Consider the following 12560-nt stretch of genomic DNA (forward strand, 5'->3'; position numbering starts at 1 on the left):
ATTCATTATGGAGTGGTTAGTTTAACATTGGCGGTGAATTTGTGTATTTAAATGAATAGATGATCTTCTTGTCTTAGGACATAGAAGGGATGGATCATGAACGGCATCGTCAAAAGCAGTGCTTTTTCGAAATGAAATATCGCGAAAAAGAAGGAATTAGCAACGCAAAAGGAGAATTATATTCTGATATGGAAATTTAGAATAAAGGGGGATTCGACATGGAGAAATTTCGTGCCTTAGTGGCGGACAAACAGGAGGAGGCTTTTTCACTAAAGATAAAAGAGCTGACAAAAGAGGATCTTCCAGAAGGCGATGTTACGATAAAAGTTTATTATTCCAGCGTGAACTATAAGGATGGGTTGGCATCGATAAACAACAGCACAGTGGTTAGAAAATATCCTATGGTTCCGGGGATCGATCTGGCGGGGAAAGTTATTGAATCCAAAAATGATCGTTTCAAAGAAGGAGACGAAGTGTTAATTACGGGTTATGACTTAGGTGTGGCCCATTTTGGCGGATACAGCGAAGTGGCTCGTGTTCCCGCTGATTGGGTTGTTCCGTTGCCGAAAGGTCTTTCCATGAAGGAAGCGATGGCAATAGGCACGGCTGGTTTTACGGCTGCTCTTTCCGTCCATCGACTAGAGAAAAATCATCTTTCTCCAAGCCAAGGACGGGTATTGGTGGCTGGAGCGACTGGAGGAGTTGGAAGCCATGCCATTTCCATACTGAGCCGACTTGGTTATGAAGTAACGGCAAGTACTCGCAAAAAAGCGGAGCATGACTACTTAAAGCAGTTGGGTGCAAGCGATTTTGTTTCTCCAGAAGAATTTGTCATGCCTGAAAAACGCGCCTTGTTGAAGCAACAGTGGGCTGCCGCTGTCGATCCGGTCGGAGGACAATATTTGCCGTACATATTAGCGTCGATTCGATACGGAGGTTCTGTTGCTTTAAGCGGAATGACGGGTGGAACCAACTTTCAATCTACCGTATTTCCATTCATTTTGCGTGGGGTAAACTTGCTTGGCATTGATTCGGTCTTCTGCCCAATGGAGACTAGATTGCATCTCTGGGAGAAGTTGGCTGATGAGTGGAAACCGGATCATCTACTGGATTCGATCAGCCATGAAGTTACGCTCGATGAATTGCCGGATGTATTGGCTAAAATCTTAAGAGGCGAAATGCGCGGAAGAACGATTGTAAAGTTATAATCGTTGGAAAAATTTTTTAAGACCTAAAATCTAAAAATCTTTCAAAAAAAGGTAGGCACATATTATCATGCATAATATGTTTGCTTGCCTTTTTCTTATGAATGAATAAGCATTGGAGATTTTATAAGTTTTCAGGCAAATAATGTTGATACATGTTTAACGCATTGGTGTGTTTTTCTAAAACGGCAATGGTTTTTTGGATAGGTTTCGTATAGATGATGGGGAAATCTTTTTCGTCATACTTTTCTTGGATTGGAAATGCTAAGATTTCTTGATCGATAGAAAATTCTGCTTGCACTCCTGGTTTGTTTCCACGAGCATCTAGACGAATCCACCGATTGAATGAACGAAGAAAAACACCATTCAATGCATGAAGGGAATAACCCTTGTCAGGAGTATCAAATATCATAAGCCGTTGATAACAAAAACCTGTTGGTATTCGTTGCGATCTTAATAAAGCTGCTAATAAATTCGCTTTGGCGTAACAAATTCCTTCTTTATATCTAAGCACCTCAGACGCTTTACACGTAACTCTTGTGCTTTGTATATCCCACGAGTGCGAAATCTCATCTCTTACAAATTCAAATGCTATTTTAGTTTTTTCAATTTCTGACTGCCCTTCATAAAACAGTTCGTTCCTTTTTTTCTGAATGAGAGGGTGAGAAAAATTGACAACATCTAATTCTACTAGATAGTCCACTAAATTAGCTGACTCGGGAATTAACTCCATTTTTAGTTCCCCCTTATCAAATTTAATTTTACATAATTATTAGAACATTCGATCAAAAATACAATGATGAAATTAATTTAGGAAGGGTAACTAGCACCACGTTGAGTTTTTCGTGTCCGGGAATCGCAGGTGGATATACGAGGTCTTTTTCACGGATTAGAGGGAGAAAACGCCGCTTCGATAGCAAAAGAGATAAAGCCTATCAGCAGTGAATGCGTGCCAAAACAAAAAAATCATGGAAATCTGCAATTTCTACTTGAATTTTGGAGTAAATAGAGGTAAATTATATATTGGCCGTTGCGAAAAGCGGAAATTTCAATATCATGCTGGTGTAGCACAGCTGGTAGTGCACTTCACTCGTAATGAAGGGGTCGCAGGTTCGAGTCCTGTCACCAGCATAGCCAACAAATGTTGATATAATGCGGTTTCTCTGTTAAGAGGAACCGCATTATTTTATTGGGATAAAAGGAATTGCAAACAAATTGCAAACCTTTAGTATGCTAAAGCGAATTTTTGTTCTCTTTTTTCTCATTTTCAAAGAGATTTTTACTGAATAACTTGATAGCTTCTTTTTGAATGGATGGAAGCAAATGGCCATAAATATTAAGTGTTATTTCTATACTGGCATGCCCAAGACGTTCTGAAACGACTTTTACTGGAATCCCTTGAAGCAGCATTAAAGTTGCGTGGGTGTGTCGTAAATCATGAACCCTTATTTTAGGTACGTCTACCTTCTCAAGAAAGTTATACCATTTTCGATTGTAATTCCTTGGATAAATAGGTTTCCCAAGTGGGGTGCAAACAACCAAGTCGTTATCCTCATATGCAGGGCCGGCTTTCAGTTTATCTTGAGCAACTATTTTTTTTCGTTTCTTTAGTTCCATAATCGTTACGTCATCTAAATCAATTGTTCGTTTATCGCTTGTTTGTGTTTTAGCATCCGAAAATCCTTCTGTAGTAATAGTTTGCATTACTCGTAAGATTTTTTGATCAAAATCGATATCTTGCCACCGCAATCCCAGTACCTCACCGCGCCTCATTCCAGTCATTGCCGGCAAATGAAATGCAATGTAAAGCGGATCTTCTTTAATGCTATTTAAAAATGTCATCAATTGTTTTTCGTCCCAAACTTTTATCTTGCTGGGACCAATGCGCGGCGTTTTAATTCCTGAAGCTACATTTTTCATGATTAATCCGTCCTCGACTGCATCACTCAAAGCGGAGCGCACAATAGCATGAATCTTCTTTATGGAGGATGGAGCCAACTCTTTTTCTTCTTCTAACATGCTATAAAATTCTTTCAGATGAAGCCGATTTAGCTTTTCTAATTTAATATGGCCCAAAGCTGGGATAATGTGATTTTGTAGCATTCGCGTATAATTGTCCAGGGTGGTTGGCTTTATTTGTGTTTTTTTGTTACGGATCCACTTTTCAAGATAAGTTTTAAATGTTTCATTAGATGGTTCAATAAAAGTCCCCTGATTTATTTCATTTAAAATCCTTGGAAGGTCTTTTTCGGCATCCTTCTTTCGATCATACCCAGAAAACCATTTCTGTTTTCGTTTGCCATTATGATCACGGCCCAAATCGACAACAATAGCGTACTTATTTCCTCGTTTTCGTATATGTCCCTTCATTTTTTGCACTTCCTTTCATGATTACATTACGGTTAAAAACTGGAACAATACGATGTTTGAAAAGTGACAAAATGTTCCTATCTAGAACATATGTTCGATTTTATCACCTAAAGAAAAGCCCTTATCTATAGGGCAAATTATGAAAAGAACTTCAAGGCTGTAAAACCGAGAACGAAGGCAATGATTATCGTTCCGATAATCTATCCACTTAGTATATGCAGAAAGTTTTTTATTTTGCTCCCTAATTTTTTTCGTTAATATTTTTGTGGGAACATGTGTTTATGTCGAGGGGAAGGACTAACCCCAAAAGCAATTATATTTTGGGATAAGTCCGTAAAAAATTACTCTATGTAACAAAACGACTGCGGCGGATGGAAGTTTGAAAATATTTCTACTGGTGAAAGCGGTTTTTCGTATTTCTTTGTTTCACGAATTTTAATAGCGTAGCCTCTTTCTTTTTTTTGAAAATAAGATTTAAAAAATTCGTAGCTTATTCCAGAATCTTGATGAGTTTTGTTCCATAAGTCTTCAATTGACTCATCTAATATACAGTCAATCTTAATTTCACCAACAATTTTTCCAACTGGTTTTGTACTATAGATAACGATGGTATCGATATCTGTTTTTTTGAAGATACTTTTGCGATATTCATATTTTTTTTCTCCACTAAAAATCTTCTCAACGAACTCTGGTTTGATTGATAATAAAACTTTCATTGACACCACCTAATTTAATAATCCTTACGAACTGTTGTTCTGTAAGCCTCATTATACCCCAATATGCCTCTCTGTCAATTCCACATTGTTCAATCAAATCTTTGCGAATTAATCTTTTATTTAATGCCAAATTATAAGTCATTTTTAACACATACAGCTTATGTTTATTGAAAAAATGTGTTAATTCTTTTTGGTTAAAAACACTGTATTTCGAACAGTACTTTAGAAAATCATCTAGAGAATTAAAATCATTTTTGGTTTTCAATTCTTTTAAAACGCATATTGAAGTTGCGACTGATCTGTATTCTGCACGATTGGGTATATCTGTGGTTCTATAGATGACAATTGGATCACCTGGTTTTATATCTAATACACCGTCCATCCAACAAATATAAACTTTCTCTATACTATTGGTATGTGAAATATCTTTTATCAAATCATAGCCGGATTCATTATGCAAAATCGAATCAGGGAAGAGCCTTGTATGATATTCAGGATAGATACTGAGTAAATAAGGAGTGGTATTATCCAACGATACTAATGGATAATCTTTAAAAATATTACCAGTGAACTTGTTTAGATTTTTTAACATTACTGACTCTGTGCCGTTATTAGTTGTTTTCCAAGCAACATGTTCAAATCCGTACTTTTTTAGTAATTCTATGAGAGATTTATGTTTTTCAAAAACAGTTACATATAATTCTTTTATATTATTTACAACAGCGTAATCTAGAGCCTTTTTAATAAATCGTTCTCCTAATCTTGTTCCGTGAGAATTAATTTTTAGTGTACCAATTTTAATACGTTTGTTTTTTGGCAGGGAAGGTGATATGTCTGTCAAAGCTTCATCCTCTATTTTTAAGTATAGAAATGCTTGAATTCCATTTTCGTCTTCATAGTAATAAGCTTTGTCATCTGATTTTTTTAAGAACCAATCTTCAAATTCTTGGTAATCTTTCTTTAATGATTCGAAGAACGGATCCGATAGATTAATGTTTTTGAAATAATCATATTTAAAGAAATCGCTTTTACCCATTGTCATCTTATCCCCCTTCTATTGTTCTGTTTTTTGTCTAACAAACAAATTATCAATATAATCATTTATTGATTTATCAGGATTACTTACATCATATACAAAATAAGGTACAGATAATTTTTGACTAACAAATTTGGAGTAATTCAACTCAATATTTTGCATCTTTTGAAGCAATAAGATGTCATATTTTACTCTATCTCTTTGAATAAGCCGTGAATAGATTTTTTCGGGATCGTCTTTTAAAACAATAATGGTTTGTGGTGAAATAGCTAAAAAGGTATTTAATGGAATTTGCGTTACTTCTTGTTCAGGTGTTAATAAGCAAAAATGCCCATCTAATAGAAATGGATTATCGTTGAAAGTGATAGAAGACAAAGCATTAATTAGAATACTTTGATTAGTTTGAACATCTTTTACCTCCTTTTTCTTGAACTGTGATTTTTTGAATTCTGAGATTAAAGAGCTACAAGAAAAATGTTGTATACTGTATTTTTGTTTTAACTGATTACAAAAATAACTTTTGCCTACGCCGTGTATTCCGCCGACAAATATAATTTTTCTCAAAAAAGATCTCCCCTTATTTCTAATAAAAAAGAAATCAATAATTGGTGTCTTTTCTTAATACTAATATGCATATAAAGATAAAGGGTCACCCTTAGGTTTCGGATGTCCATAATTAAATAATTGTTCCATTTGTTTTTTGTTTTAGTTTACTTATAATTCCAAACATTAAGTATTCATTAGTTATGAAATTTATCTTTCACAAGCGATAAAATCGCGATCACGATCTAATTTTCTGTTTGCATCATATAAAATTTGTGAAATATATGGTTTATAATGTGTTTTCCCACCTTTGTTTTTTACTTTTGCAGAGCGGGCAACTCCACCATTGTATACTTAATTCAGTTCTGTGCAGTTTTTGAACCTTTTGGCTTTTACGGCTGCCTCAGCATTATGATTAGAATAAACAGAAAATCCTAAAATCAAACAACCAGAAGCTAAGATTCCAAATAATTTTTTCATCGTTATTCCTCCTTTTGAAAAATGAATTTTATATGAGAACCATGAAGGTTATCAAAAACATTTAATTTTTTTGCTTTTAAGAGCAAAGCCCCCGAGAGGGCTTATTCGTTATACAAAACATTATATTGATCAGCAATAGCTGGTAAATCGACATTTTCTAAATGTTTAAAATTGATCTTATCTAAGGTGCTTTTTTCTAAGCTAATTTTATAAGCAGTGTCAGCCTTGGTGTTTCCGTATTGATCTGTTAATGGCAGATACCAAAAATATGTAATGCTGTCAATTTTAAAATCAACGGTTGGATCATTTTTGATGGCTTTAGCGATCTCCAATGTTTGTTCGTTCACTTTTTCTTTGGTGAATTTATTAGTCATTTCCACTGGAGCATTCAAACGAACAAGAATCAACTTACTACCATCTTGCTTTCCCATATTGTCGTTCACTTCGACTTCTCGAACAGTGTTTTTCTTTTTACCGTTCCAATCCACTTTATCTCCTATGGCATCTTCAATATCGAACCGAACATAATCAGCATAATCTTTATTGGTCGTTTTAATATCATTATCTTTACCATCAGATTTATAAATACCAGTAGATTTTTCAGGATGGTCAAAGTTATTTACTCCATCTTTGTCGATTCTAGTAGTATCTTTTTCTATAATTCCTGATTGTTCAATTGATTCAACATAATTACCTTCATCGAATTTAATAACAGCGTATGAGTCAGGTGATAAAGCATTTTTCCCTCCATATTCCCACATATATCCTTGCTTATCTACTTTTTTGGGATTACCAAGTGTTTTCTCGACATGCTTATAAGAATCTCCTAATTTTACTTTTTTTAGATCATTTGCGGTAATAGATGCATTACTTTTTGTTTTGACATCGAGAATTGGATCGCTTTTAGTCTTAGCGCCAGTACTTGAATTGTCTGCGTTTCCAAAAAAACCTATTAAATATCCTAATGCACAAACGATGACAAAAGTAATTGTAATCTTTTTTCCTACCGATCTTGTTTTATTGGGAATTAGTAATAAAAGTCCAATAACCGACATTAATCCACCAATTAAAAAAATTATAGAACCAAACACGCCCATCGTTATCCCACCTTATTAAACGTTAGTCTATAGAACCATGACAAAAAAACTATTATTTGTGTAAAAAATTATAAAAACCTTTCCATTTCTAGTGGAATTCCATGTTCTCTTAAAACTTGATATTTAGTTTCGTAATTTTTTAAATCTTCGTCAGATAATAAAAGGCGTACGGCGAAAAAATTCGCCTCAACTTCAATTTTATCAACTGAAAAATAAGTAGACTGTTTTAAAAATGGCGTATTCACTCGATGATGTAATTGAGAGTGACCTAATTCATGGGCGCAAACAAATCTTTTAATATCCTCATTCAAATTGGAATTTATAAAAATAAATTTATTTCTTCTAATGTATTTGTAAAACCCCATAATCTCATGGTGCAAATTCCATTGAATGACATTGATATTTTTTTGAGCAGCTATTTCATAAGGATCGTTGGTTTTACAAGATTTTACTAACTTATTTACAATTCTTTCGATCCAATCCAATTAGAGCACCCCCAAAAATCATTCATTATCTTTTCTATATTTTTTCGGGGTGTATTTTTTGTTTACCCTGACAGTGGTTCGCTCTGCATATTCGATCGCTTCTAATAATGATTCGATCGCTTCTTCACTCATTGGTTCTCCAGCAAAGTTCAAACCATCAGCCTTTTTAAGATCTTCTTTAATTTTAGCCATACGTTTGGCGATGTCTTTCTCGTCCTTCTCTGTCAATGGGGGCAGATTATCTGGAATTATATTTGGAATATTAGTTCTACCAAGCAGATAATCAGTAGATACTTCGAAGTAGTCAGCTAATTTTTCTAGCGTATCATAATCTGGTTGTCTTGTTCCACGCTCATATGCCGTATATGCCGGCCTGGTTATACCTAAATAATCAGCCATATCTTGCTGCGTTCTTTTTTTCTGTTTCCTAAGTTTTATAAGCCTTTCAGCTAACAAAGGTATCACCTCTTTTCAATTATTTTAACGTAACAAATAGTTACTTTAAAATAAACGTAACAAAAAGAAACTTTTTTTGCGATTTTCTATTGACTGTGTAACAATATGATACTATAATGAGTGTAACGAAACGTTACAAAGGAGGTGGTACGAATGAGATCATGGCTCAAAGAGATGCGCCTCCAAAAAGGGCTAACTCAATATGAAGTTGCTAAAAAAGCAAAAATCGAACGATCATACTACACCATGATTGAATTGGGGAGTAGAACTCCAAGTGTTTATGTTGCAAAAAAGATCGGAAAAGCAATTGGGTTTAATTGGACAATTTTTTTTGATCATGATTGTAACGAAACGAAACATTTTGAGCTGGAATCTAAATCAAAAGAAGTCAGCTAAACTTCGGACACCGGAAAACTAAAGTTTTCCTCTCCACAGCCGCATAGAGCGCCGAGGAGCGGGAGCTGGCCACGATCCGAAAGGGGAGCCGCGCCATAATACATGATGATACGGTCACCGCGACGACTCGACGCTGTATGCGGTTGGTGGAGGGAGATCAAGTCAAGGAGGTAATCAAATGTCCTTTGAAGACACTATTCGCAAAATCATCCGTGAAGAAAACGAACGTCACTTGGAAGAAATTAGAAAACTCCTTCAAAGCTACGGAGTACAAGAACAGGCGAAACTTCTCAAAGTGGACGAGGCGGCCAAAATTTTAAAAATGGGAAAATCATCAGTTTATGAATTGGCCCGACATTCAGATTTCCCGGCGATCCGGGATGGCCGCAAAGTTCGAATTCCTTACACGGCTTTAATGCAATGGATTGAGAAAAAATCTTCTACCGTTAGTTAAAAGATAACTCAAATATCGGAACAAGTTAATTCGGTTTTTGAGACAAAAGGGGGAATCTAAGGTGAAGGTAAAAATCGGAGAGGAATTGGCCAAAGCTCGAAAACGGCAAGGTCTTTCTCAAGAGCAACTGTCTTGGGATCTTCCAGTCAGCCGTGCGAGTATCGCCAAATATGAAACTGGTAAACGTAAACTGCCGGATGATTTACGAGCTCCGATCGCAAAAGCAGTTGATGACGTTGAATACTATTTTCTCACATGGCGTGATGCAGCTGGTGAAGTAAGTATTCCTTATTTTAATGGAGATTACATTGATCAGCATCCAGCGTCCCTAGTGTTTCTAGTAAAAAAGGAAGCAGCAGAGGCTATGGATCATGTTCGTGAAGCCTGCTGGATTAAGCCGGCTGAAGCACTCAATGAGAGCGAAAAAGAAAAAATGAAGCAATGCTGTTTAGAATTGCTGGATGTTGTAGCTTCGACACTGAATTTAGTTGCCATCATGTGTAAAACATACGGTTTTTCAATGCTAAGTATTTTCAAACAATGGAGATCGACAATAAAAGCAAGGAGGTACAGTCGATGAACCATTCAGATTTTCTTGAAAAGGACTTGCCTATCGCTATAAAACACTATAAATGCTGTTGGTCTTGTCTCTATAAAGCAGAAATTGCATTAGCTAACGACGATTTCGAATTGGCCGAAGCTAGGATGATAGATTTCCAACGATCCCTTTGCGAACTAAAAAGATTGAAAGCCAAAAAAGAGCAATACGATCGAATGAAGGCATTGGTTAAGGAGCTGAACAATCAAGGCGTAAACATTGATAAGGTTGCACGAATTATTTAAGGGGTGGAAAGTATGAATTTTGTCTTTACGGCAAGTCGATTGATGACAGCGGCGGAAGTTCGTGAACTTTGCCAACAAACCAGGGAGAACCCAACCTTACTAATGGCGTTAGAACTGGAAGCGAAAAAACGGTTATTTGCAAAAAAATAAGCAGCAAGCATAAGCTCACTGCTAAACCCATCAGAATCAACGTTAAATATATTATGCCTCAAACACGAATTTTTTTCAAGACAGGCTGATGCCTGTCGACATGATCAGGAATGTTACCATCCCCCTACATTTTCTCCCCTCCGCATTCCTGGTCATGTCGATGGTATCAACCATCCAAAACACAATGAAATGAGGTGAAAAATTATGATTTACGGCATTGAACATCCTGATATTACACGCACGCTACGGACTGGCTACCCATTTAAACCGACAGTGATCAAGACCATTGGTATATGTGAAGGTTGTGGGGAAGCAATTAAAGAAGATGAAGAATTCTTAGAACATCCAGATGGGCTAATTCATGATGATTGGGAATGTGCCTACTTGCTAATCAAAAAGCAAGCAGAATAAAAGCCCGTGCGGCAACACGGGCGAAATTAGGCTCGGGAATATGAGATTCCCTTTTAGTGTACCGTACTTCGAAAACTGAATCAAGGGGAGGCATGAAAATGGCTATGAACATGAATGCCGTTCCAACACGAGATATGACCCGTACAGAATGGCTGATGGAACGCACAAAAGGAATCGGCGGCAGTGATGCCGGCGTAATTCTAGGTCTAAATAAATACCGCACAGCATTTGAATTGTGGCTTGAAAAAACGGGACAAGTTATTCCGCAAGAGATTGATAGCGAAGCGATCTATTGGGGCAATCAGATGGAAGATGTCGTTGCGAAAGAGTTTGAGAAGCGGGCAGATAAAAAAGTGCGTCGATCAAACTTCATGTACAGTCATCCAAAATATCCGTTTATAAGAGCTAATGTGGATCGTTTGGTAGTTGGTGAATCAGCTGTACTAGAGTGCAAGACTGCTAGCGCTTATCTTGCAAAAGAATGGGAAGGCGACGAAATTCCTGCTACGTATCTGGCTCAAGTGCAGCACTACTTAGGAGTAACGGGCAAGAAAAAAGGCTACATTGCAGTTTTAATAGGCGGAAATCGTTTCGTGTGGAAAGAAATCGAGCGAGACGATGAATTGATCAATATGATTTTCGAAGCTGAAAAAGACTTTTGGGAAAATCACGTTCTCACTGGTGTTCCTCCGGCTATGGATGGATCCAGTGCAGCAGAACAATATCTCAAAGAAAAATATGAACGTGCTGAAAAGGATAAGGAAATTGTTCTTCCTTCCGAATTTAAAGACTATCTGGAGCAATATGAAAAGATCAAAGAAGATGAAAAGCTCCTTAAAAAAGCGAAAACCGAGATCGAAAACAAGATCAAAGCTGAATTGAAAGATGCTGAAAAAGGGTTGGTCGATAGCTTCTTGGTTACTTGGAAGAATCAAACGAGGACAACTGTTGATTCAAAAGCGCTAAAAGAGAAGTTCCCTGATATCTATAAGCAGGTTTTAAAAGAAACTCATTTTCGAAAATTCGCAGTAAAGGAGATTGAAGCGTAATGGCTACAAATGCTGCTTTAAAAAATCAATTGGCTAATAAGCAAGACTCAACAAAACAAGTTTCGGCACAGTCTTTAGGTCTTAAATCATTGCTTAACACACCAACTATGAAAAAGAAGTTTGAGCAAGTTTTAGATAAAAAAGCGCCGCAGTTTATGACATCACTTTTGAATTTGTATAACAGCGAAAAAGCTCTTCAAAAAGCTGACCCCGTTTCAATAGTATCAAGTGCAATGGTGGCAGCATCCCTCGATCTTCCAATAGACAAAAATCTTGGATATGCCTGGATTGTTCCATATAGTGGCAGAGCACAATTTCAATTGGGTTATAAAGGATATATTCAACTAGCGCTTAGATCAGGCCAATATAAAGCAATCAATGTCATTGAAATTCGTGAAGGTGAGTTAAAAAGTTGGAACAGACTCACAGAAGAAATCGAATTGGATTTAGATGGAGCGACAAGCGATAAAGTAATTGGTTATTGCGGATATTTTAAATTGATTAACGGTTTTGAAAAGACGGTCTACTGGACAAAAGAGGAAATCGAAAAACACAAGAAAAAATTCAGCAAATCTGACTTTGGTTGGAAAAACGATTGGGATGCAATGGCGAAGAAAACAGTCTTACGGAACATGCTAAGCAAATGGGGAATTCTTTCCGTCGAAATGCAAACTGCGGTTATTGAAGACGAAAAAGAACCAGAACGGAAAGATATAACCGAAGAAGTAGAAGAAACCTCAGAAATCATTGATTATGAACCTTCAGATCCGGAAGATCCGCAAGAAAAAGAACCAGAATCCAAACAAGAACCTAAGCAAGAATCGTTGGAGGACATCATTCTTGAGTAATCGTTAAAAGGGAGTGGTCGG

The 12560-nt window shown here is 36.5% G+C and carries 17 protein-coding genes, 1 tRNA gene and 1 pseudogene; 10 read left to right on the forward strand and 9 right to left on the reverse strand.

All coding sequences use genetic code 11. The features are described from left to right. The first annotated feature begins 218 nt into the window (after nt 1–218). Complete coding sequence (locus NST81_RS01665; RefSeq protein WP_341027884.1) at nt 219–1208, forward strand: NADPH:quinone oxidoreductase family protein; 990 nt, start codon at nt 219–221, stop codon at nt 1206–1208. A 121-nt stretch (nt 1209–1329) separates the two neighbouring features. Here the strand turns inward: NST81_RS01665 and NST81_RS01670 are convergent, their stop codons facing one another. After that, a complete protein-coding gene (locus NST81_RS01670) occupies nt 1330–1938 on the reverse strand; it encodes a transglutaminase-like domain-containing protein (RefSeq protein WP_048622508.1) in 609 nt (202 codons plus the stop codon). 325 nt (nt 1939–2263) lie between these two features. Between NST81_RS01670 and NST81_RS01675 the strand changes: the two genes are divergently transcribed. After that, nucleotides 2264–2336 (forward strand) — tRNA-Thr (locus NST81_RS01675). 102 nt (nt 2337–2438) lie between these two features. On the opposite strand, the gene NST81_RS01680 is transcribed toward NST81_RS01675, so the two are convergent. The 8 genes and pseudogenes from NST81_RS01680 to NST81_RS01715 all read right to left on the reverse strand — a co-directional run bounded on the left by NST81_RS01680 (nt 2439) and on the right by NST81_RS01715 (nt 8388). Next, nucleotides 2439–3575 carry a site-specific integrase gene (locus tag NST81_RS01680; RefSeq protein WP_341027886.1) on the reverse strand — a complete coding sequence of 379 codons (1137 nt, stop codon included), beginning with the start codon at nt 3573–3575 and terminating at the stop codon, nt 2439–2441. Nucleotides 3576–3916: 341 nt separating this feature from the next. Further along, nucleotides 3917–4291 carry an ASCH domain-containing protein gene (locus tag NST81_RS01685; protein ID WP_328203778.1) on the reverse strand — a complete coding sequence of 125 codons (375 nt, stop codon included), beginning with the start codon at nt 4289–4291 and terminating at the stop codon, nt 3917–3919. Further along, nucleotides 4254–5333, reverse strand: a complete 1080-nt coding sequence (locus tag NST81_RS01690; RefSeq protein WP_341027888.1) for a GNAT family N-acetyltransferase — start codon at nt 5331–5333, stop codon at nt 4254–4256. Before NST81_RS01690 ends, NST81_RS01685 begins: the two co-directional genes overlap by 38 nt. 12 nt (nt 5334–5345) lie before the next feature. After that, nucleotides 5346–5891: an ATP-binding protein gene (locus NST81_RS01695; RefSeq protein ID WP_328203773.1), complete on the reverse strand. Its 546-nt coding sequence runs from the start codon at nt 5889–5891 to the stop codon at nt 5346–5348. Nucleotides 5892–6080: 189 nt separating this feature from the next. Beyond that, nucleotides 6081–6350: pseudogene (locus tag NST81_RS01700) on the reverse strand (excalibur calcium-binding domain-containing protein). Between the two features lie 101 nt (nt 6351–6451). Next, nucleotides 6452–7447: a hypothetical protein gene (locus tag NST81_RS01705; protein ID WP_328203770.1), complete on the reverse strand. Its 996-nt coding sequence runs from the start codon at nt 7445–7447 to the stop codon at nt 6452–6454. A 68-nt stretch (nt 7448–7515) separates the two neighbouring features. Continuing rightward, entirely contained in the window at nt 7516–7932 is a 417-nt protein-coding gene (locus NST81_RS01710) for an ImmA/IrrE family metallo-endopeptidase (RefSeq protein ID WP_328203767.1), read from the reverse strand. An 18-nt stretch (nt 7933–7950) separates the two neighbouring features. Next, nucleotides 7951–8388 carry a helix-turn-helix domain-containing protein gene (locus tag NST81_RS01715; RefSeq protein WP_328203765.1) on the reverse strand — a complete coding sequence of 146 codons (438 nt, stop codon included), beginning with the start codon at nt 8386–8388 and terminating at the stop codon, nt 7951–7953. 153 nt (nt 8389–8541) lie between these two features. Here NST81_RS01715 and NST81_RS01720 point away from each other — a divergent pair, with 153 nt between their 5' ends. The 8 genes from NST81_RS01720 (at nt 8542) to NST81_RS01755 (ending at nt 12539) form a co-directional block, all read left to right on the forward strand. After that, nucleotides 8542–8784 carry a helix-turn-helix transcriptional regulator gene (locus NST81_RS01720; RefSeq protein ID WP_328203763.1) on the forward strand — a complete coding sequence of 81 codons (243 nt, stop codon included), beginning with the start codon at nt 8542–8544 and terminating at the stop codon, nt 8782–8784. A gap of 178 nt (nt 8785–8962) precedes the next feature. Then, the gene (locus tag NST81_RS01725; RefSeq protein WP_341027892.1) at nt 8963–9238 is read left to right on the forward strand and encodes a helix-turn-helix domain-containing protein; all 276 of its coding nucleotides are present in this window, start codon (nt 8963–8965) and stop codon (nt 9236–9238) included. A 61-nt stretch (nt 9239–9299) separates the two neighbouring features. Next, entirely contained in the window at nt 9300–9818 is a 519-nt protein-coding gene (locus NST81_RS01730) for a helix-turn-helix transcriptional regulator (protein ID WP_341027894.1), read from the forward strand. Then, complete coding sequence (locus NST81_RS01735) at nt 9815–10081, forward strand: hypothetical protein (RefSeq protein WP_341027895.1); 267 nt, start codon at nt 9815–9817, stop codon at nt 10079–10081. Before NST81_RS01730 ends, NST81_RS01735 begins: the two co-directional genes overlap by 4 nt. Before the next feature lie 12 nt (nt 10082–10093). After that, nucleotides 10094–10231 carry a hypothetical protein gene (locus NST81_RS01740; protein WP_341027897.1) on the forward strand — a complete coding sequence of 46 codons (138 nt, stop codon included), beginning with the start codon at nt 10094–10096 and terminating at the stop codon, nt 10229–10231. A gap of 204 nt (nt 10232–10435) precedes the next feature. Continuing rightward, nucleotides 10436–10642 (forward strand): hypothetical protein, encoded by a 207-nt coding sequence (locus NST81_RS01745; RefSeq protein ID WP_341027900.1) that lies wholly within the window; start codon nt 10436–10438, stop codon nt 10640–10642. Nucleotides 10643–10746: 104 nt separating this feature from the next. Then, nucleotides 10747–11691, forward strand: a complete 945-nt coding sequence (locus NST81_RS01750) for a YqaJ viral recombinase family nuclease (protein ID WP_445662365.1) — start codon at nt 10747–10749, stop codon at nt 11689–11691. Further along, nucleotides 11691–12539 (forward strand): recombinase RecT, encoded by an 849-nt coding sequence (locus tag NST81_RS01755; RefSeq protein ID WP_341027905.1) that lies wholly within the window; start codon nt 11691–11693, stop codon nt 12537–12539. The genes NST81_RS01750 and NST81_RS01755 overlap by 1 nt, the downstream gene beginning before the upstream one ends. The last annotated feature ends 21 nt before the right edge of the window (nt 12540–12560 follow it).

Source organism: Bacillus sp. FSL W8-0223 (assembly GCF_038006805.1).
In the GTDB taxonomy this organism is placed as follows: domain Bacteria; phylum Bacillota; class Bacilli; order Bacillales; family DSM-4216; genus Bacillus_O; species Bacillus_O smithii.

Excerpts from the sequence above, each read along its gene's own strand:
- NST81_RS01665 (WP_341027884.1), top strand. The coding sequence starts at position 219 with ATGGAGAAATTTCGTGCCTTAGTGGCGGACAAACAGGAGGAGGCTTTT.
- NST81_RS01670 (WP_048622508.1), bottom strand. The coding sequence starts at position 1,938 with ATGGAGTTAATTCCCGAGTCAGCTAATTTAGTGGACTATCTAGTAGAA.
- NST81_RS01680 (WP_341027886.1), bottom strand. The coding sequence starts at position 3,575 with ATGAAGGGACATATACGAAAACGAGGAAATAAGTACGCTATTGTTGTC.
- NST81_RS01685 (WP_328203778.1), bottom strand. The coding sequence starts at position 4,291 with ATGAAAGTTTTATTATCAATCAAACCAGAGTTCGTTGAGAAGATTTTT.
- NST81_RS01690 (WP_341027888.1), bottom strand. The coding sequence starts at position 5,333 with ATGACAATGGGTAAAAGCGATTTCTTTAAATATGATTATTTCAAAAAC.
- NST81_RS01705 (WP_328203770.1), bottom strand. The coding sequence starts at position 7,447 with ATGGGCGTGTTTGGTTCTATAATTTTTTTAATTGGTGGATTAATGTCG.
- NST81_RS01720 (WP_328203763.1), top strand. The coding sequence starts at position 8,542 with ATGAGATCATGGCTCAAAGAGATGCGCCTCCAAAAAGGGCTAACTCAA.
- NST81_RS01725 (WP_341027892.1), top strand. The coding sequence starts at position 8,963 with ATGTCCTTTGAAGACACTATTCGCAAAATCATCCGTGAAGAAAACGAA.
- NST81_RS01735 (WP_341027895.1), top strand. The coding sequence starts at position 9,815 with ATGAACCATTCAGATTTTCTTGAAAAGGACTTGCCTATCGCTATAAAA.
- NST81_RS01740 (WP_341027897.1), top strand. The coding sequence starts at position 10,094 with ATGAATTTTGTCTTTACGGCAAGTCGATTGATGACAGCGGCGGAAGTT.
- NST81_RS01745 (WP_341027900.1), top strand. The coding sequence starts at position 10,436 with ATGATTTACGGCATTGAACATCCTGATATTACACGCACGCTACGGACT.
- NST81_RS01750 (WP_445662365.1), top strand. The coding sequence starts at position 10,747 with ATGAACATGAATGCCGTTCCAACACGAGATATGACCCGTACAGAATGG.
- NST81_RS01755 (WP_341027905.1), top strand. The coding sequence starts at position 11,691 with ATGGCTACAAATGCTGCTTTAAAAAATCAATTGGCTAATAAGCAAGAC.